Raw genomic sequence first — 20,792 nt, 5'->3', positions numbered from 1 at the left:
AAAGCAAAAAGGGACTTTTTAGAAAGTCCCTTTTTTTATGATTCTGTTAGAAATTTTTCCAGATCTTGTACACTAATCATTCCTTCATAAAAGGCTCGTCCAAAAACAGCAGATTGTACCCCTACGTCTCTTAGCGCCTTGAAGTCGTCAATCCCTCTCACCCCGCCACTTGCTGCAATATGCAACTGGGGAAACTTCTCCTTCACCGTCTTATAAAGCTCAAAATTGGGACCTTCCATGACCCCATCTCGAGTTACATCCGATACTTTGAGATATTTGAGGCCTCGCTCATAAAAGAATTCAATATGTTCGTAGAGATCAATACTTGTTTTTTTGAGCCAACCACGGATTTTAATTTTATTATCTGATGGGTTGGTATCCGCTGCAAGATTGATTTTTTCACGCCCATAGGACAAGATAAACTGAGCGAAACGCTCCGGGTAGTTTGCCGCCGCAGAAGATATCGTTACCGTTTTTGCCCCAAACTCTAGGCATTTGATCACATCTCCATCAGTCGTAATTCCTCCGGTGAAATCAACCTTCAAATCGGTATATCCGGAGATTGCCTCCAAAATATGGTAGTTTTTTGGCTCACCCCGTCTTGCACCATCCAAATCCACCAAGTGCAAGCGCTTAATGCCAATAGACTCAAATTGCTGAGCAATCGCGAGAGGATTATTGGAAATGACTTCCTGAGTGGAAAAGTCTCCACGCTTCAGGCGGACACATTTGCCATCAATAAGCCATATTGAAGGTATTATTTCAAACATTTTAATTTCGATAGAGGTGTCTAGTAAAATAAGCAGAAAAATCTGAATCCTAAAGATAACACAGAAGACTACTATCTCTCCAAGTAAAGTGGCAAAACTTTACAATTTTTTAAATTTACTCAAGGATTCAATGCAAAAGATGAAATTAGAATAGCAAGATAAGCAATTCACCCAGCACCCTAATTTTTTTTGCTAATTGAGCTGCATACTTCGGTTTCACTCAGTACAGTCGTCGAAAGAATAAGGGCATAAGCGTGCGAAATCTAAATCTCGAGGCCTATTCTAGCAGGTATTTTTTGTATTGATAGGAAATCGAACATTCAGAATTTCAATATTGCAACTTCGCTATTTTACCATCTGGACCAGATGCCCAAATACTTCCTGTTGAGGTACTCAAAGAAACTGCATGGAAGGACATGTCTGAAAAGCGCTCCCAAGTTTTGCCACCATCTTCAGAAAAATCTGATCCGCTAGGTCCAACAGCTATCAACCATGAAAACCTCGGGAAGTATTGTACACCGGATCGATAGCCACTTGGCCCTGTAGTATTTTCTTCAGACCAGTTCATAGAAGGAGTCAAAAATAGTCCAATATTCCCTTTTTCTGAATCGGGCTCTAAGTAGTCCCCACCCACAGCTACCAATTCTCCCTTTTTCGTATAAGTCATTGAAAAAATTCCCTGCGAGGACTCTCCTTGAATCAGTGGACTCGGATGAACCATCCAGGTTTTCCCACGATCCGGTGAGTGGTGGATATTTGAATAACTACCGCCACTCCCGAGCCAAATATTATCTTCTTGTGCAAGGAGTGAACTAGCAGATGCTGCAAAACCTGCTTCACCTTCCTCCGCTTGCGGAAGGGAATCCAATAGACTCCAAGTCAAGCCTGCATCCAAGGTTTGATAGATCATCCAAAAGCCATCTACAGGATCTCCGAAGACGTAACCGCGCTTTTCATCTGCAAAATTGATTCCATCGAAAAATGCCTTTTCGGACTCTTCTAACTTCAACTCCCAACTTTCCCCACCGTCTGAAGTACGATAAATCCGAGCTGGTTGTCCAGCTGTCACCACTATGGCTTCTTCAGCATTAAAAGCATGAATCGAACGGAAATCTACCGAATCCAAGCCATCAACCACTCCTGAACTCCATGAACTCCCTCCATCAACTGATCGAAGCCAAATTCCTTGCGAACCACTTGCCCAAATTATATCAGAAGTGACTACGCTGATACCACGAAGAGATGCTTCGGTTGGTGTATTGACTACTTCCCAAGCCAATGGTTTTTCTGGAGGCTCCTGACCTGATTTATTTTGACAAGCAGAAAAAATAAGTGAATAAACGATGGCAAGCGTGAAGCTCAGCCGATTCTTGAATATGAAGTTTTGCACAAATACTTTTTTATGAATAAAATTTCAGACTAGGCCAAATGTAAGAAGCTAAAGCATTAGGAGCCTTATATTTTTATGCTGGGATTTGAAATACCCCAGCACATGACTCTGAATAATTTCCTTAAACTTTCACGTCTACTTTTCGATACGCTTCAATAAGTGCAAGCTCACCTTCTTTTCCAGGCATCGCATTGCCATGCTCCATTCCCATTACCCCCTTAAACCCTTTATCATGAATGTATTTAAATACATTTTCAAAATTGATTTCTCCAGTTCCCGGTTCTTTTCTTCCCGGATTGTCACCGATTTGGATATAGGCTATTTCATCCCAGCACTTCTCCATATTAGCAATTAGATTTCCCTCATTTCGCTGCATATGGTAGATATCGTATAGAATCTTACAAGCTGGACTATCTACTGCCTGACAAATCATAAAGGTCTGGTCAGCATGTCGAAGGAAAAGATCAGGATTGTCACTGAGAGGCTCCATGACCATGATCAATCCATGTGGTTCGAAGATCTCAGCACCCCGTTTCATCGCTTCGATGACATTGGCAGTCTGAATCCCCATCGGCAGGTTTCTATCAAAATACCCCGGTACCACCGTCATCCATTTGGCATTGACCCGCTTGGCCACCTCCACTGATTCACGACAGGTTTTGAGAAAAGTATCCATAAATTCCTGCTTGCCTGTTGCTAAAGAAGTCTTCCAATTATCCCCGCCTTCGATCACAAAAACTCCCATTCGCATCCCCAGTTGATCTAGTGTATTTCCGATTTGCTCTTGCTCCTCAACAGATCGCTTGAGCATACCATTATCTTCTAGAGAGCGAAAACCCTGATCAGCCATAAACTTCAGCTCATCGATGATTCCTCCCGGGGCGTGATTTCTAAACATCCCGAAATGCGGAGCAAAGTCCATGTTAAAAGTTGGAGCATTCAGCGAATCCTTGCCCATAGCCTGAAAACTCATTCCTCCAGTAAGACCCAAAAAAGTACTTCCAAGACCTACTTTTTTTATAAATCCTCTTCTTTCCATGGCTTAGATCACTTTAGTTTTACCGGGAACGGCATGTGGATAAAATCCATCCTCATTGGGAAGTATTTTTGGAAGGGCATCCCAGGCAAGTTTTTCAGGGAATAAATCTACAGATCCATTCAAAGCCTCATCCCAGGAAATGACTTTTCCCGAATAGGTCGCATACCTTCCCATAATGGAAGTCATGGTACTTTTTGCTGCATTTTCAGCATCAGCAAATTTATAGTCTCCTTTTACCAAAGCCGCCCAGAGTTCGTCGTGCTCTACCTGGTAGGGATTGGCATTGTTTTCCCGATCATGGGTATAAATGGAATTCCCTTTCCAATCACTCAGATTACCGTGATTTCCGGCACTGAGATAGACTTTCCCTTTCGTGCCTTGGAAGGTTTCGTCCACCCGATTAGCTGCTCCGGGGAAGTGTCTGCATTCACTGTGAATCACCGATCCATCTTCGTAGGTAAAGGTGATCACATGATGATCAAAGATCTCACCATGATCTTTTCCGGTACGAACCTGACGCCCACCTGTACCTTCTGCTTTCACCGGATAGCTTTGCTTGACCCAATTGGCCACATCGATATTATGCACATGCTGCTCTGTGATATGATCTCCGCAAAGCCAGTTAAAATAGTACCAATTCCGCATCTGATACTCCATTTCAGTCTGGCCAGGTTGTCGTTCTCTCACCCATACCCCACCATCATTCCAATAGACCTGTCCACCAACAATATCTCCTATTGCTCCATCGTGAATTCGTTTGATGGTTTCACGGTAGTTGGCTTGGTAGTGCCGCTGCAAACCAACGACTACATTCAATTTTTTTTGTTTTGCTATCTCTGCAGCGGCTAAAACTCTGCGAATTCCAGCAGCATCGGTGGCTACTGGCTTTTCCATAAAAATCTGTTTGCCTTGCCTTACGGCTTCTTCAAAGTGACTGGGGCGAAAGCCAGGAGGTGTCGCTAAAATAACCACATCTGCTTCAGCTATTGCTTGTTTGTACCCCTCAAATCCTACAAACTGTTTCTCTTTCGGGACCTGAACCTTTTCTGGACCATATTTATCCAAAATTGGCTTCAAACTTTTATCCAATCGATCTTGAAATGCATCTGCCATTGCAACCAATCGAATGGGGTGACCGGTCTCAAAAGCCTGGAATACAGCTCCCGTACCCCTACCTCCGCAGCCAATGAGTGCCAGCTTGAGATGGTTGTCAGAAGAGGCATAAGCCCCAGGTACGACGAATGGCGAAGTCAGGACACCTCCGGTCAAAATGGCGGAAGTCTTAATAAAGTCCCGGCGAGAATTTTCGGTTTTCATATTTTGGGTTGTTTTAGGTTTAATAGTCATCGATAGGTGCTTGTCCATAATAGGCCTGAATTTCTTCTTCAGATGGACTTTCTAAGGGTCTAACCAGCCGAATCCCCAAAAATGGCGCTTCTGGAAACCACCATTGGCTTTTGGGAATTTGTGGATCAATCTGTTTCCATTTTGGATCAGTGGCAAATCTTCTGCTAGCGCTAATTTCATCTGCAGAATGCTTGAAACTACCTCCACGAACTACCCTTGGATAGAGATTGGTGGAAGGGTTTAAGGGGTTTATTTCGGAGGATTCCTTATAAAAATTCGAATCATAATGATCCATGGTCCATTCCAGTACATTTCCATAGATATCGTAAAGCCCCCAAGGATTTGGCTTTTTGAGGCCTACTTTCTGAGTGGACTCTTCCGAATTTTCTTTAATCCATGCGTAATCACTCAAATCAGAACTCTTTTCTCCGAAAAAATACCGGGCATCTGATCCTGCCCTCGCTGCATATTCCCATTCCGCTTCGGTAGGCAATCTGTAGAATACACCCGTTTTCAGATATAACCAATGGCAAAATTGGATAGCTCCATACTGTGTCATACCTACAGCAGGCTTGCTTTCCTTACCCATCCCGAAAGTCATATCTAGATACGGTAGAGAAGGACGAGAAAGACCATCCACTTGATCCCCAATGGGACCTTCGGAAATAGCTAATTCATAATTCTTATCAACAAATAGCTCAAAAATATCCCAAGTAATCTCATGAGCGCTCATCCAAAATGCATCAATCTGAACAGCATGAGCTGGTTTTTCATCTAAAAAATCTGAATTATCAGAGCCCATAATGAAACTTCCAGCGGGAATTGGTACCATAGAAAAATAGAGATCAGTACCCTCAATAGACTGATCATAGGCATTGAATTCCGAATAGTCCTTTTCGCCTAAGGTCAGGAAAAGTAGAATAATAAAAACCCATGTCTTGCTCATGCCCATTTGATCTCAATTACATCCTTTTTACGACTTCTTTTTTGGGAATTTTGATGGACCACATCCCGCGAAGATCTCCGATTTGATGCCCTTTTGCTTTATCCTCAGGGTAAAGCTCATTTAACTTCTGTAAGGTCTCTTCATTGATTTCCTTGCCCGGTTCACCATGGCAATTCAAGCAAAGTCCTCCAGGAATTACAATTGCTTTAGTGTAAAGCAACTCCTCTCCTCCATTTAGTTTTTGGAGATTGGGTGCTAGTTCGTTTCCATTTTCAACATCGTACTCGTAGGTTTCAAGATAGCGCAACTCCATTTCAGTAGGCTGGTCTGCAGGATTTCGGTACCGATTGGAAGCTCTTCTTACCTCCACTCCGTATTTGTCCCCCACTTCTTTCAAAATAGGAAGGGCTTGAACATTACAAAACTCAATAGCTCCGGGTACTCCTTTCTCGGCAATGGCTTTCTGAAGGCTTCCCATGAGTTGCTTCTGAGCCTCCAAGCTGATTGAATCACCCCATATCATGGCTTCTTCGAGTATTTCAGCTTCATTTAGCTTTTTCACTTCCATTGCTTGGTTTACTTCCTCAAAGACTTCTTTGGAAACTCGCTCGCCACCTCCACAAGAAGCCAAAATGGTGATAAAGAAAATAAGAGTCAGATTCCGAGTCATATCTTTTATTTGGTTTGCTTTTGCTAAATCTACTAATCAATCCTAATAAATGATAGGAAAGCCTTAATTTAGACATTCAAAATTGAACTTTGACAAGTGCGGAATTCACTTAAATTTGTTTGTATTCAAAGCAAATGATGAGAAAATACCTACTCTTTATTTTTACCATATTTATGTTCTCCAGTTTTGCGAAGGGACAAACCTTTTCGCAATTACAAAGCTGGGGCTTAGACTTTGAGTCAATATATTGGACATCTAATCTTCATGGAGTTATTGTAGGTGAGCAAATTATTGCAGTCACAGAAGATGGAGGAGAAAGCTGGCAGGAAGTTCCTAGAAACTTTGATTTCAGGTTTTTCGATTTGACATTTCTTAGCGAGATTACCGGAATTGCGGTCGGTGAACAAGGTCAAGTTTATTACTCTTTGGATGGGGGAAAAACTTGGGAGTCGTCAGACTCTGGTACTACAAAGGATATTTTTAGTGTTTCAAAAATTAATGAAACGGAGGCAATTGCTGTTGGAGCTGATGGTTTAATTATTAAATCAACTGATGAAGGAAAAACCTGGGTAGAAGTGGGTTCCAATTTAAGTGCAAACCTCTATGAAGTGGATTTTTCGGATAGTGGGCTTGGAGTTTTAGCCGGAGATCAGGGCCTTGTTGCCCAATCCAGAGATATGGGTGAAACATGGGAAATCACCTCAGTAGCCACCTCTGAGAATTTAAAGAGCATAAAAATCTCAGCTTCGGGTAAAGTTTACGCGGCAGGGGAAGCAGGAACTATTATCCATTCTCTTGATACTGGTAAAACATGGACTAGTATTCAAGCGTCCGAGGCTGTAGATTTTTACAGCCTAAGCATCGGAGAATTGGATGAAAGGATAATTAATGTCGCGGGAGCTAATAATGCATTATTTAGGTCTGTTAATTCGGGAACAAGTTTTTCAAAAATCAACCTGCCTGCCCAAGGAAGTGAAAGAACAATTAAAAAGCTAAGCTTCAAACCAGGTGAAAACACAATTTACGCTGTCGGTCAAGATGGATATTCCATTACATCTACTAATGCTGGAAACTCTTGGGCATTAAAACTTTTGGGTTATCGTGTAGATTTTTATACGCTTGAATTTCTATCCAACACCTTTGCAATAGCTGCAGGAACTGAAGGGAAGTTTTTCGTAACCACCAATGCATTTAGATCAGTAATTGAAAGGCCCATTCCGGATAAAATCTCAATTCTTACCGCTGATTTTTGGAACGGAAATTATGGTTTTGTTGCTGGAGAAAACGGTAACATTTATAGAACGTCCAATGGTGGACAATCATGGACGCCACTTCCGATCCAAACAAATCAATCTCTGAAAGGAATTCATTTATTCCTTCCCGAATTCCCATATCTGTCTGGACAATCTGGCCTGATTGTGCGTTCTTCTGGCACCAGCGGCAACTCCTGGGAACTTTTTCAGCAAGAAACCACGGATACCGACCAAGATATAAATGACCTTTTAGGTTTTGATCTTCAAAACGCCATGACGGTAGGAGAGGGTGGCTACATCAGCATTTCTAATAATGGCTCAGATTGGCCAAGAATCGAATCTGGAACAGAGAATGATCTTTACTTCACATCACAACTGAGCGATTCAACTGCGATTGTGGTTGGTGAAAAAGGGACCATTTTAAAAACCGAGGACCTAGGCAGGTCTTGGAAAAAGATACCGACTGAGTATGAAATAGACTTTTTGGGAGTTGATTTTTTTGATGATAAAACAGGCTTTATTGTAGGAAAAGAAGGCCTATTTCTGATCAGCGTAGATGGCGGTGAGTCATGGACCAAATTCGATTCAAAAACAAAAAGAGATTTGTATGCAATCCAATCAGTGAATCCCAATAAAGCATTCGCAGTGGGGAAGGATGGGGTTGTTATTGGATACGATTGTGTACCACCTTCTGGAGGATTGGCAGAAATTTCAGGTCCTAGCTTTACTTGTCTGGAAATGAAAACATACACAATTGCTGATTCCCCTGCACCTGGATCAGAAATCACCTGGCGTGTAGACGGAGGCAATATCATTTCCGGTCAAGGCACTTCCGAAATCGAAGTGGAATGGACTGATCCGGGTAGAAAAGGGGTCTTCGTCAGTCGCCAGAATTTCTGTGGATCCGGAGAAACCTCATACATGGAGGTAATTGTCTCTGATATCCCACCTCAAAATCTTCAAATCCAGGGAGAAGGAACAACCTGCGTGGATCAAACAGAGACTTACGCACTCCCGACACTAGAAGGTGTAACTTATACCTGGAATGCAGCAGGTGGTACCATCATCTCAGGACAAGGGACTGCCGAGGTTGAGGTAGAGTGGACACAAGCTGGCCAAACCACACTGACTGCTACACCCGAAAATAGCTGTGGTACCATTGATCCAGTCCTTCTTCCAATTCAAGTGATCGCAAGTCCTAGCCAACCCGGCGAAATTCAAGGCGAAAGTATCTTGGCTCCAGGAAATTACTTTTATGAAGTTCAAAATCAGCCCAACTTTAATTTCCAATGGCAAATAGAAGGTGAAGGAAGGATTTTGAGCGGTCAGGGGACCAACAGAGTAGAGGTATCCTGGGTGGAAGAGGGGGAATATAGCCTGACTGTAGCTGCCCAAAATGCATGTGGATTTGGACCGGAGAGGAGCCTGCCTGTCATTGTCAGTCTAGTGACATCATTGGAGCCTTCGCCGGCTATCAAAGGATTGAATGTCTTTCCAAACCCATCCTCAGGAAATGTGTTTATTGAGGCGGAATTTTTAGACCAGTGGAATTCAATTGATATCATTGATCCAAATGGAAAACCCATTGAAATGCTTCCAATCAATAAGGGACAAAAACGGATCGAAATTAAAAATCTTCGGCCGGGATTGTATTTTATCCGAATGACGGGGTCTGCTGACCTTGTGGTCAGAAAAATTCTTGTTCAATAGAAAAAAATCTTCACCACATAGAATTTTTCCACTTGTCATATTTTTTCGAGATAGCCAAATTTTATTTGGCACTTGTAAAATTATATCCTTTTTATTCTAGATATTTAAAATATCATACCGCATGATATAATTAATCCAAATTATATTAGGTTTTTTGATTTGGGAATTCCGAAAATTTTTTGATGATTTGGGGAGAATATAAACCCAAATTTTATGCATTCACTTGCCCCAGAGAGTTTGATGATGTCATATGGCTACAAGCCAGAATGGTCTGAAGGAGCTGTCAAATGCCCTATATTCCAGACATCCACCTTCGTTTTCAAAAGTGCAAAAGAAGGAAAAGAGTTTTTTGAAATTGCTTACGGCAAAAGAGAAAAATCACCAGAGGAACAACCGGGCCTAATCTACTCCAGACTGAATAATCCAGACCTTCAAATCCTGGAGGAACGACTGACTCTATGGGATGGTGCAGATGAATGCGCTGTTTTCGAAAGTGGTATGTCTGCGATTTCAACGGTTTTACTAGAGTTTTTAAGACCTGGGGATGCATTGCTATATAGTAAACCTGTCTATGGAGGAACGGATCACTTTATCAACAAAGTCTTGCCTCAATACGGGATTGAAGGTGTAGGTTTTACCAACGCCATGGATGAGGAAACTTTGATATCTATAGCCCAAGGGAAAAATGTGAAACTGATTTATATCGAAACTCCTGCTAATCCTACCAATGCCCTTTTCGATCTGACCCTTTGCAAAAGAGTGGCTGACCGGCTAAGTACCCCGGAAAATCAAGTTTATGTCGTAGTAGACAACACCTATATGGGGCCTCTTTGGCAACATCCTCTGAAGTTAGGAGCTGATTTGGTAGTTTATTCAGCGACCAAATATATTGGAGGGCATTCGGACTTGATAGCCGGTGCTGTCCTTGGGCGATCTGAATTAATGCAGCGAGTACGAACGCTCCGGACTTTTTTGGGAAATATGGCAGGGCCATGGACCGGATGGTTATTGATGCGAAGCCTAGAAACGCTGAAAGTAAGAATGACACAGCAGGCAAAAAATGCCGAAAAAGTAGCCGATTTCCTTAAAAACCATCCAAAAGTAAGTAAGGTTTACTATTTAGGACATTTAGAAGAAGGTGACCCTCAATATGAGATTTTTAAGCATCAGCTGTCCTCAGCAGGTGCAATGGTCTCTTTTGACATAGAGGGAGGAGAAGAAGCGGCTTTCCGATTCCTAGACAACCTCAAACTCTTCAAACTAGCAGTTTCACTAGGTAGTACCGAATCTCTCGCGGAACATCCGGCCACCATGACTCACAGTGATGTAGATGAAGGAGACCGGGCAGAAATTGGAATTTCTGAAAACCTAGTCAGGCTTTCTATCGGAGTGGAATATTTTGAAGACCTAATTTGGGATATCTCTGAGGCACTTAAAAATGCATAGAAAGGGAAAAACTAAAAATCAAAGAGTGGGCTTTTTACTGGATGTTTGCTACTAAATACTAGCTAGTAAACATCACTTTTCCCCTCTGATTTTTACATATTGAAAAAGGTCTCCTATGGTTCCTCTTTTAACATAGGCCTTTTTCAATATGGCTTCGGGAACATAGCCTGCCTTTTCTAACACATTCATAGACTCTCCATTGTAATCAAAAACCTGGGCAAAAACCCGCTGTATATCGAAGCGCTCAAAAAGGTAATCGGTATAAAGTCTAACTGCTTCAGTAGCAATTCCTTTTCCCCAAAAAGGCTCCCCTACCCAGAAACCCAATTCCACGTTTGTTCGTAGTTCATCTTTACCTCGCTCGGAACCTATTGCTCCGGCTAACTTGCCCTCGAATTCGATCGCGAAGTTTTGCGGAGGATTAAATTTTTGATTATGCTCAATCCAGTGACGGGCATCATGGATGGTATATGGTTGCGGGAAACTATCCCGCAAATTCATCGCTATTTTGGGATTATTGGCCAAAGGATATAATTGGTGGAAGTGATTTTCATTCCACGTTACCAGCTTAATTTCTTTTTCTCCTGCAAGTATCATAACAGCAATTCCTAACAATCAGGGAATATAACTCCCTATCCAAGCAATCTACAAAAATAGCCCCAGTTTTACGCAAAAGGTCAATTTATTCTTCCAGACCAGAATTTTGCATTTTCTCAAGGTTTTCTGCCAAGCGCAATGCAGAAATAAACTCCTCAATATTCCCATCCATGACTTCGGGGAGATTATAGACGGTCTTATTGATTCGGTGATCAGTCACCCGAGACTGGGGATAGTTGTAGGTTCGGATTTTATCTGAACGATCTCCACTACCTACCATGGATTTACGCTGCGCTCCCACGGATTCATTGTGCTTGGCTAGTTCGATTTCATATAGTCTTGATCGAAGGACCTTCAGCGCTTTCTCAAAGTTTTTGATTTGAGACTTTTCATCCTGACAGGTCACCACCAACCCTGTGGGATTGTGGGTCAATCGGACCGCCGAATAGGTTGTATTGACAGACTGCCCACCCGGACCGGAGGAGCAGTAGGTATCCTTCCGGATATCATTCATATCGAGATGAACCTCTACTTCATCCATTTCGGGCAGTACTGCCACTGAAGCTGCGGAAGTATGTACCCTCCCCTGGGACTCGGTTGCCGGCACACGTTGCACTCGGTGTACACCGGATTCATATTTGAGCATGCCATATACATCTGCCCCAGATACCGTAGCAATGATCTCTTTATAGCCTCCTGCAGAGCCAAAAGTCAAATCTAAAACGGTCAACTTCCATCCTTGCATCTCACAAAATCGCTGATACATTCTGAATAAATCTCCTGCAAAAATCGCGGCTTCATCACCTCCTGTACCACCTCGGATTTCTAAGATACAGTCCTTAGAATCGTTGGGATCTTTAGGAATCAGAAGTTGCTTGAGATGCTCTTCCATCGAATCCTTGCGCTCTCGCAATTCATCCAGCTCAGATTTGGCCATTTCGCGAAAATCCGGATCTTTTTCCTTTTCTAAGATTTCTTTTGAGCTGTCAATATTTTGAAGAATCAACTTGTACTCGTCATATGCTTCCACTACCTTTTCAAGGTCTTTATACTCTTTGGTGAGCTTGGCATACTTACTCATATCCGACATGGATTCGGGCAGGATGATGAGTTGTCCAACTTCTTCAAATCTCTCTTTTAGCGCTTGTAATTTATCTAGCATGGTTTTTTCTTCGCTGTACAAAAGTAAGGATTAATCCTGTTTGCGTTTTCCTTTAAAGTATATTGTTTGAGTATCATTTAGACAGCTTCATCCCTCTTCAGAAAAATTAAAATGCTATGGCTCCTCAACGAATTTCCCTTTTGTTTCTTTCCTTTCTATTCCTTGGGTTCCAATGTGAAGAAGAATTGCCATTAGATTGTATAGATCCTGACCTGATCAATATTTCAGCAGGCTGCTACCAAATATATGAACCGGTTTGTGGTTGTAACGGTATTACTTATGGCAATGATTGCGAAGCTAGATCATCTGGGGTAATTTCCTTTTCTCCCGGGGTCTGCGGAGATTGATTGAATTTTTTTTTCAAATCACCCTTTTATCAGCGAATTGAGGAGATCCTGAAGCCATTTAATTTCTCCAAGCTGAAAAATAAAAAGACAAAATACATTGATCCCCAAAGCCCAAAAGGTAGCCGGGTGTTTTAATTGTTGATATTTCCATGCTGCTAAAAGGATCAATAGAATAATGATCGCTTGGGAAAGAAGTGTGGGAAAAACAATGTCTAAATTTGGCCATTGATCCACTTGTGAAATAATAAATATGTTTTGAATACCTCTGCCCAAAGCAGGCATCATAATGATAAAAACCGTAGAAACCAGCCACCATGCATGGTCTTCCAAATGCTTTCTTTTGAGAGTAGCCATTATTACTGCAAATCCAAAGATGAGAATCATGGGAATCTCACAGATAGCAACTCCGTAAAAAAAGTCAGGGGTAAAAGGCCCAAACCTTTCGGGATTTGCTAAGGAACTCTGCGCACTTTCCAGGTCTCGATGCATCATACTCAATGCTGTGAGACAAACTCCCCCGGCCAGAAACATTCCGATGATGCCATTGGTCCTATGCTTTTCAAGCTGCCCATGGGTAGCATAGTAGGGCTGAACGATGAGATAAAAATACCAAATCGTCCCCGTCCAATAATGAATATGAACAGACCAGGCATTTTCAGTGAAATCTCCCCAATAATCCATTGCTATTCCTAGCTGCATAAAGGCCATCGGGATGAGCATCCAAAGATACAAAGTTTTGTACCTGCTAAGTTGTGACATACCTACATCAATTGGTGAAAAAAAAAGCCATCAATCAAAAATTCCGATATAAGATAAACAAATTCAGCGTTTTACAAAAAGAAAACCCGGGTTTGAGCCCGGGTTTAAAAAGAAAAATTTGGGATTGAATCCTAAGAGAATTTTACTCCACAGTAACAGATTTTGCCAAATTCCTTGGCTGATCCACATTACAACCACGCATCACTGCTATATGATAAGAGAGCAGTTGCAGTGGAACCACGGCCACTAGGGGCGCAAAAGCTTCGTGGGTTTCAGGAATCTCAATCACGTGATCTGCCATACCCCGCACCTGTGTATCTCCCTCAGTGACTACTGCGATGACCTTTCCTTTTCTGGCTTTCACCTCCTGAATATTAGAGACTACTTTTTCATAAGAGCTATCCTGCGTAGCAATAAAAATTACCGGCATTTCTTCATCAATCAAGGCGATCGGACCATGCTTCATCTCTGCAGCTGGATAGCCTTCTGCATGGATATAGGATATCTCCTTCAGCTTCAAAGCACCTTCCAGAGCAACCGGGAAATTATATCCACGGCCTAGATACAGGGCATTTCGTACATCTTTGTATTCAGAGGCGATGTACTCAATTTGCTTATTGGATTCCAATGCCTTTTCTACCTTAGAGGGAATGGCTTCTAGCTCATGAAGCAACTGGATATAGCGTCCTTCAGGCAAAGTACCACGCTGATAGCCTAACTTAAGCGCCATCATCGCCAAGACCGAAATCTGAGCTGTAAATGCTTTGGTCGAAGCCACACCGATTTCTGGACCTGCGTGCGTGTATGAACCTGCATGGGTAGCGCGTGGAATAGAAGAACCTACCACGTTACAAACTCCAAAAATGGTTGCCCCTTTGGACTTGGCCAACTCGATCGCAGCCAAGGTATCAGCTGTCTCTCCGGATTGGGAGATCGCAATCACGAAATCCCGATCATTGATCACCGGGTTTCTGTATCTGAATTCGGACGCATATTCTACTTCAACAGGGACCCGGGCAAATTCCTCAAACAAGTACTCTGCTACCAAACCCGCATGCCAAGAAGTTCCGCAGGCTGTTATAATGATGCGTTCGGCATTCTGAAATTTATTCATGTAATCACGCAAACCGCCCAAAACTAAACGGCCTGACTTTGCATCCAATCGTCCCCGAAGACAGTCAGCGATGGACTTTGGCTGCTCATAGATTTCCTTCATCATGAAATGCTCATAGCCGCCCTTTTCGATAGCTTCAAGCTCCATTTCCAGCTGATTGATGTAAGGATTGGTCTCCACATTTTCAATTGTCTTGACCTGAAGACGACCGTTTCGGATCACTGCAATTTCGTAGTCATCCAGATACACTACCTTATTGGTGTATTCTATAATGGGGGTAGCATCAGATGCCAAAAAGTACTCATCTTCCCCCACTCCTATCACCAAGGGCGAACCCTTTCGAGCAGCGATCAAGGTATCCGGTTCTTCCAGATTGATCAGAACGATGGCATAAGCGCCGACGACTTTATGAAGCGCAAGTCGTAATGCCTCCTCAAGCGAACACTGATTGTGTTTTTGAATATCCTCGATAAACTTGATAAAAACTTCCGTGTCCGTTTCGGACTGAAACGAATAGCCTTTTTGGAGAAGGTCTTTCTTTAGGACCTCGTAGTTTTCGATGATCCCATTGTGGATCATGGCTAGTTTCTCCGAAGAGGAATAATGGGGATGTGCATTGACATCATTAGGCTCTCCATGAGTAGCCCAACGGGTATGCCCAATTCCTATCTTAGACTGGATAGCTCCATTTGATTCAAGATGCTTTTCCAGTTCAGAGACTTTTCCTTTCTTTTTGTAAATACTCAGGCCTTTTTGATCCAACAGGGCTACTCCGGCACTGTCGTATCCTCGGTATTCCAAACGCTTGAGTCCTTTGATAATGATGGGCAAAGCTTCCTGCTGCCCCACATACGCTACAATTCCGCACATATTGAAAAATAATTTAAGGTAAATTGAACTTCCACAAAGAAACAGCTTTCATGCCAAAAAAAAGAATCCACTTTCTTAAAATTTGAAAGTGGATTCTAATAACTTTTTCGAAAACGATTGCTTATCGAATTTTCGAGTAAATCACTCTGACTTTTATATTGTTATCTTGAACTTTGAACTGTCTAAACGAGCGCTTAAAGTCGTCGTTTCCCGAAGAACGCCTAAAAAATGTTCCACCATAAAAAATCCAGTCTCTCCTTGGAATTTGGCCCCTGAAAATTGCATTAAAATGAGAAGATATATCCGTAGAATAAGAGGTTCGTGAAGGGTTCAAAAGCATTTGAGCGGGAGCAATATTGATCGGTACGAGATTTCCATTTTCATCTTCTCCAATTTGTGGCTGTCCTGTTCTCTGAACGGCTAAAGGAAGTAACTCTTCCCCATTATAAATAAAATTATTTGATTCATCAGTAAAATATAAATATCCTGAGAACAGGGGGTTTTGATCTTCAGGATAACTTTCAATTTCATCAAATTCAAATATTACTTGATTAAAGATTACTCCTGATAGCGTATCTAAAAACTCGTCGATAGGCTCCGTATTTAATCTTATCACCATCCCTAAGTTAGCTTTAGCACCTACTATTCCTCCTGTCTTGTATGCAACTTGGTTTTCAGTTACCACAGCTGTCGGAGTCCCAGATCGATCACTTTTCACAGAATTGAAGCTTCTGGAAGAGGCCGTACTGATCTCATAAGTAGTCGCTACCGTATCTCCCGGATAGTGAAAGAAGGTGGTGATGCCTGTTTCAAATCCTAAATTGACACCGATGGTTGTATTATCTCCTTCACGGGCCTTGATGGCTACTCCGGGGAAATACTCACGGAAAGTAAAAAGATTGTTGAACTCAGTACCCCGCTTCATTTTACCGAAAAGTTCTTCTGCGAAAGCTTCAGTCACAGGGATCATCAAGGTGGTATCCTTGGTTTCACCAAATTCAATCTCAGAGCTAGCTATGGGATTCTCTTCAAAGCTCAGCTCATTGAAATTGTAATAAAGCGTATCCTGGAGTTGCTCTGTCAAGCGATGGACGCTGTAGAACTTGGGATTTTCCAGATCCTGTCCGTTAACAGATACCACATCCAGGTTGAAAAACATGGAATCCAAAATAGCCTCAGACTCCGGTCTTTCTTCCACGGCATTGATAAACAAACGGGTGAAACCCATTCCGGAAGTCTTTCCAAAATAATCATCCTGCTCTTCCCCTACGACCAAAATACTTTGATTGGTCGTATTAAAAGAGTCCAATAACACGACTTCCGCAGGTAGTTCGAAGTCCACAAAGAAAACTCCCACTTGGTTGTTTCCCGGTGCCAATTCGATACCCACGGAAGACGGGTCAGAACAAGAATTTAAGAAAATGGTGACTACAAGGGCAGCCGCTAGTGCTTTAGCCTGCCAAATTGGTGTAAATATCGTAGAGCTCTTCGTGAGCCTGCTCCTCTTCTTCAATACTGATTTCAAACTTCTTGTCTTTAGAGAAATCCTCGATTAGTTGGTTTAGATCTTTCGAAACTTCCCCGCCTTTGACTACTAAGTCGGCATATTCCATGCCCATGCGGATGAAGCCTTCGAAATCTTTGCTTTCCAAAGGTGCTAAAATCGTGTCATCTATGTCCACCATCTTAACCTTGTTTAACAAATCATCGCCAAAGGTATGAGAAAATCCATTGTTGTAGATAGCAAATACGGATTTTGTGTCCTTGAAAAGAGGCTCGTTTTTGTAAGTAGTCTTCAGATACATCGGAATAAGTGAGGTCATCCAATCATTGCAATGTACAATATCCGGAGCCCATCCTAGTTTTTTGACAGTTTCGATCACGCCTTTGCAGAAAAAGATCGCACGCTCGTCATTGTCTTCGTAGAATTTTTGCTGCTTATCATGAAAGACACTCTTTCGCTGAAAGTAGTCCTCATTGTCGATGAAATAAACCTGCAACTTCGCCTGAGGGATGGAAGCCACCTTGATGACTAGTGGTTTTTCTTCTTCTCCTACGGCAATGTTGATCCCTGAAAGCCTAACTACTTCATGAAGTCGGTTTTTGCGCTCATTGATAAGCCCAAATCGAGGCACCAAAATACGGATCTCCATACCGCGCTCTTGCATGGCTTGAGGGAGTGTTCGTAAGAATTGGGCTACTTCGGAAGTTTGGAGAAAAGGGTTGATTTCACTAGCAACGTAGAGGATACGTAATTTGGACATATTAAGTGTTTTTTTAGTAAAGTGATAAACAACGACGCAAAGATAATAAAAAAAGGGTGAAAAGCCTTGTTTTTCTGAATATTAATCTAGTTTTGCGGCATCTTCCCCAAGCTATTACCCAAAGCGTGCAGGTATTCTACACTGGAGTCGAATGGTCAGAAATCCGCCTCCGACTTCATCAGAAAAACTTTCGAATAGGGCTCGTCCCAACCATGGGCGCATTGCACCAAGGCCATCTCGACTTGGTAAGAAGGTCTAAAGAAAATTGCGATGTGACGGTTGTCTCCATTTTCGTCAATCCCACTCAATTCAACAATCCGGAGGACTTTGCCAAGTACCCACAAAGTCTAAATGATGACTTGGATCTTTTGAAAACTGAGGGTGCGGATTATGTTTTTACTCCTTCTGTGGATACCATGTACCCTCAAAAATCTCAAATGACATTGGACTTCGGCCCGCTGGAGCGAGTGCTAGAAGGAGCCTTTCGGCCTGGACATTTCAATGGAGTAGGACTGATTGTTTCCAAGCTTTTTCACCTGATCCAGCCTCATGTAGCCTTTTTCGGACAAAAAGACCTGCAGCAAGTGGCGATTATCAAGCGGCTCGTGTTGGACCTTTCTTTTCCTATCGAAATCCAAACAGTTCCTACTCGCCGAGAAAACGATGGCTTAGCGATGTCATCCCGCAACCGCCGGCTTGACGCAGACTCCAGAGATAAGTCACTGCTTTTATTTCACTCCCTATCATGGGCTAAAGAGGAACTTTTAAATGGAACAAGTTGGTTTGAGGTGCAACAGAACATCATCCGCGATTTTAAGCAAGCTGAAGGGGTGAGTTTAGAGTACTTTGAGTTGGTGGGGACAGAAAGTTTTGAAATTTTGAAGACTTTTGACCCCAATCAAAAAAGCTCCCTTTGCGTAGCCGCCGAGGTTGGAAAAGTGAGATTGATCGACAACTTATCAGTAAATGCTTAGATTTGCGGCCTGAAAAAACAAAGCCAATGCAAATTCAAATCATGAAGTCTAAAATCCACCGGGTGAAAATTACCCAGGCGGAGCTTCATTATGTAGGGTCAATCACCATCGATGAAGATTTGATGGATGCGGCCAATCTAATCGAAAATGAAAAAGTCCAAATCGTCAACATCAATAATGGTGAGCGATTGGAAACCTACGTGATCAAAGGTGAGCGCGGAAGCGGAAAAATTTGCCTGAATGGTCCTTCTGCTAGAAGAGTTGCCGTTGGAGATATGATCATTATTTTTTCTTACGGAATCATGGACTTTGAAGAGGCAAAAAAATTCAAACCAACCATCATCTTTCCGGATGATCAAAATCAATTGATTTGATGCTTCATCCAAGAATCAAACAGATCCTACAAGTGCTAATTTCTTTGGGATTGGCGGTGTGGATCTTTTGGCTCTTATATAAGGATATTGAAGTCGAGACACTTTGGAGCCAGGTAAAAACCAGTAATTGGTTTTGGATTAGCTTTTCCTTGGTAATATCCCTTTTCGGGTTTTGGCTCCGCGGTTGGAGATGGACCTTGCTGATGGATATGTCTGAGGGAAAGAAGGTCAGCTACAGCGAAGCTTACCATGCGGTGATGGTTGGCTACCTGGCAAACCTGGTCGTTCCAAGGGCTGGGGAGGTCGCTCGCTGTGGGGTTTTGACACGCACCAATGGAATCTCTCTTGGCCAACTCCTGGGTACCGTCATCATCGAACGATCCATTGATCTTCTTTTTCTAATAGGAACCATCCTTTTAGCTTTTCTCATCGAAAATCAACTTTTTATCAGCCTAGCCAACCAATTGGTCAATTTGGAGCAAATCTTCCAAGGAATTTTGGATAATCTTCCATTGATAATTGGTGCTTTTGGAGTTTTCATTCTCTTTGGATATTTGATCTTCCGAAGATTTCGGCAAAGTGGACTAATTCAAAAAATCCAGGGTTTCCTTCGTGATATTTATAGTGGGGTGAAGGGAATCAGTCGATTGAGCAATCCATGGGGCTTTTGGCTGAGTTCATTGCTGATTTGGATTATTTATTTTTCGACCATGTATGCCGTATCCATGGGAATTGCAAGTACTGCCAATTTGTCTCCCGGAGAGGTGCTTTTAGTCATGGTAATGGGCAGTATTGGCATGGTAGCGCCAGTTCAGGGTGGTATTGGTACCTTTCATGCACTCGTGGCCTTTATTTTGATACAGTTGGGAATAGCGGAGCAGGACGGAAAAATCTTTGCGGCAATAATCCACGGAACACAGCTGATCCTTATTCTCATTGCAGGGCTGATTTCATGGGTGTATATGCTTCAAAAACCCGCTTGGAAAAAACCTGAATCCGCGTAATTTCGTACTCAACCAAAAACTGAAATAAAGATGATCATATTAATAGTAATTGTCGTTTTCTTCGCCATCATCGGATCGGTGGTAAGCAATCGGCTGAAAAGCAAATTTAAAAAGTACTCTCAGACAGCCCTTCAAGCAAATCTATCGGGTGCAGAAATCGCTAAGCTGATGCTTGCGGATAATAATATCCACGACGTGCAAGTGGTATCGGTGGAAGGTCAGTTGACAGACCACTACAATCCAATGAACAAAACTGTAAACTTGAGTCCTGATGTATATTATGGACGAAATGCCGCCGCAGCAGCAGTAGCAGCTCACGAATGTGGTCACGCTGTACAGCATGCCACTAGCTACACTTGGCTCAATTTCCGATCTGCCATGGTTCCGCTGCAGAACATTTCGGGGAAGATTTTGAATGTGGTCTTGATCGCCTCCCTTTTTGGAGGTTTTGCTTTGGGACTTCCTTATGAGTTTGTCGGATACATCGTGGTCGGCTCTTATGGTGTGATGACCCTATTCACTCTGGTGACGCTTCCTGTAGAATTTGATGCTTCCAATCGAGCTTTGGCTTGGGTCCAAAATCGTAATATTGTCACTTCTTCAGAATACGCCATGTCTAAAGATGCATTGAAATGGGCAGCCATGACTTATGTAGTCGCTGCATTGGCTTCCTTAGCGACCTTAGCTTACTATATATTTATTTTCTTTGGGAATCGAGATTGATTCAAATCAAAATAAAATTCGGAAAGGGGCAAC

The 20,792-nt window shown here is 42.5% G+C and carries 19 protein-coding genes; 7 read left to right on the top strand and 12 right to left on the bottom strand.

What is annotated here, in order from left to right; translation table 11 throughout:
• Positions 1-35: 35 nt before the first annotated feature.
• The 6 genes from G457_RS0109930 to G457_RS0109905 form a co-directional block, all read right to left on the bottom strand.
• Positions 36-770, bottom strand: a complete 735-nt coding sequence (locus G457_RS0109930) for a 1-(5-phosphoribosyl)-5-[(5-phosphoribosylamino)methylideneamino]imidazole-4-carboxamide isomerase (protein ID WP_026946343.1) — start codon at positions 768-770, stop codon at positions 36-38.
• A gap of 328 nt (positions 771-1,098) precedes the next feature.
• Positions 1,099-2,160 (bottom strand): WD40/YVTN/BNR-like repeat-containing protein, encoded by a 1,062-nt coding sequence (locus G457_RS0109925; RefSeq protein ID WP_248602848.1) that lies wholly within the window; start codon positions 2,158-2,160, stop codon positions 1,099-1,101.
• 121 nt (positions 2,161-2,281) lie between these two features.
• The gene (locus tag G457_RS0109920; RefSeq protein ID WP_026946341.1) at positions 2,282-3,199 is read right to left on the bottom strand and encodes a hydroxypyruvate isomerase family protein; all 918 of its coding nucleotides are present in this window, start codon (positions 3,197-3,199) and stop codon (positions 2,282-2,284) included.
• Between the two features lie 3 nt (positions 3,200-3,202).
• On the bottom strand, positions 3,203-4,516 hold the full coding sequence (locus G457_RS0109915) for a Gfo/Idh/MocA family oxidoreductase (protein WP_026946340.1): 1,314 nt from the start codon (positions 4,514-4,516) through the stop codon (positions 3,203-3,205).
• 19 nt (positions 4,517-4,535) lie between these two features.
• Complete coding sequence (locus G457_RS0109910; protein ID WP_051260784.1) at positions 4,536-5,492, bottom strand: formylglycine-generating enzyme family protein; 957 nt, start codon at positions 5,490-5,492, stop codon at positions 4,536-4,538.
• Between the two features lie 16 nt (positions 5,493-5,508).
• Complete coding sequence (locus G457_RS0109905) at positions 5,509-6,162, bottom strand: Tll0287-like domain-containing protein (protein ID WP_026946338.1); 654 nt, start codon at positions 6,160-6,162, stop codon at positions 5,509-5,511.
• A 134-nt stretch (positions 6,163-6,296) separates the two neighbouring features.
• Between G457_RS0109905 and G457_RS0109900 the strand changes: the two genes are divergently transcribed.
• Positions 6,297-9,125: a YCF48-related protein gene (locus G457_RS0109900; RefSeq protein ID WP_081701415.1), complete on the top strand. Its 2,829-nt coding sequence runs from the start codon at positions 6,297-6,299 to the stop codon at positions 9,123-9,125.
• 213 nt (positions 9,126-9,338) lie between these two features.
• The gene (locus tag G457_RS0109895; RefSeq protein WP_026946336.1) at positions 9,339-10,571 is read left to right on the top strand and encodes a cystathionine gamma-synthase family protein; all 1,233 of its coding nucleotides are present in this window, start codon (positions 9,339-9,341) and stop codon (positions 10,569-10,571) included.
• A 72-nt stretch (positions 10,572-10,643) separates the two neighbouring features.
• On the opposite strand, the gene G457_RS0109890 is transcribed toward G457_RS0109895, so the two are convergent.
• Together G457_RS0109890 and prfA are read right to left on the bottom strand one after the other, a co-directional pair.
• Complete coding sequence (locus G457_RS0109890; protein WP_026946335.1) at positions 10,644-11,168, bottom strand: GNAT family N-acetyltransferase; 525 nt, start codon at positions 11,166-11,168, stop codon at positions 10,644-10,646.
• A gap of 85 nt (positions 11,169-11,253) precedes the next feature.
• Positions 11,254-12,330, bottom strand: a complete 1,077-nt coding sequence (prfA, locus tag G457_RS0109885; RefSeq protein WP_024284366.1) for a peptide chain release factor 1 — start codon at positions 12,328-12,330, stop codon at positions 11,254-11,256.
• Between the two features lie 116 nt (positions 12,331-12,446).
• Here prfA and G457_RS23160 point away from each other — a divergent pair, with 116 nt between their 5' ends.
• The gene (locus tag G457_RS23160; protein ID WP_081701414.1) at positions 12,447-12,677 is read left to right on the top strand and encodes a Kazal-type serine protease inhibitor family protein; all 231 of its coding nucleotides are present in this window, start codon (positions 12,447-12,449) and stop codon (positions 12,675-12,677) included.
• An 18-nt stretch (positions 12,678-12,695) separates the two neighbouring features.
• On the opposite strand, the gene G457_RS0109880 is transcribed toward G457_RS23160, so the two are convergent.
• The 4 genes from G457_RS0109880 to G457_RS0109860 form a co-directional block, all read right to left on the bottom strand.
• Complete coding sequence (locus tag G457_RS0109880; RefSeq protein ID WP_035483587.1) at positions 12,696-13,436, bottom strand: hypothetical protein; 741 nt, start codon at positions 13,434-13,436, stop codon at positions 12,696-12,698.
• Positions 13,437-13,578: 142 nt separating this feature from the next.
• Entirely contained in the window at positions 13,579-15,420 is a 1,842-nt protein-coding gene (gene glmS / locus G457_RS0109870; protein WP_026946333.1) for a glutamine--fructose-6-phosphate transaminase (isomerizing), read from the bottom strand.
• Positions 15,421-15,541: 121 nt separating this feature from the next.
• Positions 15,542-16,810 (bottom strand): DUF4270 family protein, encoded by a 1,269-nt coding sequence (locus G457_RS0109865; RefSeq protein ID WP_162142700.1) that lies wholly within the window; start codon positions 16,808-16,810, stop codon positions 15,542-15,544.
• Positions 16,811-16,871: 61 nt separating this feature from the next.
• Positions 16,872-17,684 carry a glycogen/starch synthase gene (locus G457_RS0109860; RefSeq protein WP_026946331.1) on the bottom strand — a complete coding sequence of 271 codons (813 nt, stop codon included), beginning with the start codon at positions 17,682-17,684 and terminating at the stop codon, positions 16,872-16,874.
• Between the two features lie 56 nt (positions 17,685-17,740).
• Between G457_RS0109860 and panC the strand changes: the two genes are divergently transcribed.
• From panC to G457_RS0109840, 4 genes are read left to right on the top strand one after another with little or no spacing between them, the layout of a single operon-like run.
• Positions 17,741-18,658: a pantoate--beta-alanine ligase gene (gene panC, locus G457_RS0109855; RefSeq protein WP_248602847.1), complete on the top strand. Its 918-nt coding sequence runs from the start codon at positions 17,741-17,743 to the stop codon at positions 18,656-18,658.
• A gap of 26 nt (positions 18,659-18,684) precedes the next feature.
• A complete protein-coding gene (gene panD / locus G457_RS0109850) occupies positions 18,685-19,032 on the top strand; it encodes an aspartate 1-decarboxylase (RefSeq protein WP_026946329.1) in 348 nt (115 codons plus the stop codon).
• A complete protein-coding gene (locus tag G457_RS0109845) occupies positions 19,032-20,036 on the top strand; it encodes a lysylphosphatidylglycerol synthase transmembrane domain-containing protein (RefSeq protein WP_026946328.1) in 1,005 nt (334 codons plus the stop codon). Before panD ends, G457_RS0109845 begins: the two co-directional genes overlap by 1 nt.
• A gap of 30 nt (positions 20,037-20,066) precedes the next feature.
• Positions 20,067-20,759: a zinc metallopeptidase gene (locus G457_RS0109840; protein WP_035483586.1), complete on the top strand. Its 693-nt coding sequence runs from the start codon at positions 20,067-20,069 to the stop codon at positions 20,757-20,759.
• Positions 20,760-20,792: the final 33 nt, after the last annotated feature.

Origin of the sequence: Algoriphagus marincola DSM 16067 (genome assembly GCF_000429405.1) — a bacterium.
GTDB lineage: Bacteria > Bacteroidota > Bacteroidia > Cytophagales > Cyclobacteriaceae > Algoriphagus > Algoriphagus marincola.
Note: the sequence above shows the minus strand (reverse complement) of the source record. Positions and strands in the feature narration are given on the sequence as shown.

What these genes read in the sequence shown, in the direction of transcription:
- G457_RS0109930 (WP_026946343.1), bottom strand. Translation starts at nt 770, where the DNA reads ATGTTTGAAATAATACCTTCAATATGGCTTATTGATGGCAAATGTGTC.
- G457_RS0109920 (WP_026946341.1), bottom strand. Translation starts at nt 3,199, where the DNA reads ATGGAAAGAAGAGGATTTATAAAAAAAGTAGGTCTTGGAAGTACTTTT.
- G457_RS0109915 (WP_026946340.1), bottom strand. Translation starts at nt 4,516, where the DNA reads ATGAAAACCGAAAATTCTCGCCGGGACTTTATTAAGACTTCCGCCATT.
- G457_RS0109910 (WP_051260784.1), bottom strand. Translation starts at nt 5,492, where the DNA reads ATGAGCAAGACATGGGTTTTTATTATTCTACTTTTCCTGACCTTAGGC.
- G457_RS0109905 (WP_026946338.1), bottom strand. Translation starts at nt 6,162, where the DNA reads ATGACTCGGAATCTGACTCTTATTTTCTTTATCACCATTTTGGCTTCT.
- G457_RS0109900 (WP_081701415.1), top strand. Translation starts at nt 6,297, where the DNA reads ATGATGAGAAAATACCTACTCTTTATTTTTACCATATTTATGTTCTCC.
- G457_RS0109895 (WP_026946336.1), top strand. Translation starts at nt 9,339, where the DNA reads ATGCATTCACTTGCCCCAGAGAGTTTGATGATGTCATATGGCTACAAG.
- G457_RS0109890 (WP_026946335.1), bottom strand. Translation starts at nt 11,168, where the DNA reads ATGATACTTGCAGGAGAAAAAGAAATTAAGCTGGTAACGTGGAATGAA.
- prfA (WP_024284366.1), bottom strand. Translation starts at nt 12,330, where the DNA reads ATGCTAGATAAATTACAAGCGCTAAAAGAGAGATTTGAAGAAGTTGGA.
- G457_RS23160 (WP_081701414.1), top strand. Translation starts at nt 12,447, where the DNA reads ATGGCTCCTCAACGAATTTCCCTTTTGTTTCTTTCCTTTCTATTCCTT.
- G457_RS0109880 (WP_035483587.1), bottom strand. Translation starts at nt 13,436, where the DNA reads ATGTCACAACTTAGCAGGTACAAAACTTTGTATCTTTGGATGCTCATC.
- glmS (WP_026946333.1), bottom strand. Translation starts at nt 15,420, where the DNA reads ATGTGCGGAATTGTAGCGTATGTGGGGCAGCAGGAAGCTTTGCCCATC.
- G457_RS0109860 (WP_026946331.1), bottom strand. Translation starts at nt 17,684, where the DNA reads ATGTCCAAATTACGTATCCTCTACGTTGCTAGTGAAATCAACCCTTTT.
- panD (WP_026946329.1), top strand. Translation starts at nt 18,685, where the DNA reads ATGCAAATTCAAATCATGAAGTCTAAAATCCACCGGGTGAAAATTACC.
- G457_RS0109845 (WP_026946328.1), top strand. Translation starts at nt 19,032, where the DNA reads ATGCTTCATCCAAGAATCAAACAGATCCTACAAGTGCTAATTTCTTTG.
- G457_RS0109840 (WP_035483586.1), top strand. Translation starts at nt 20,067, where the DNA reads ATGATCATATTAATAGTAATTGTCGTTTTCTTCGCCATCATCGGATCG.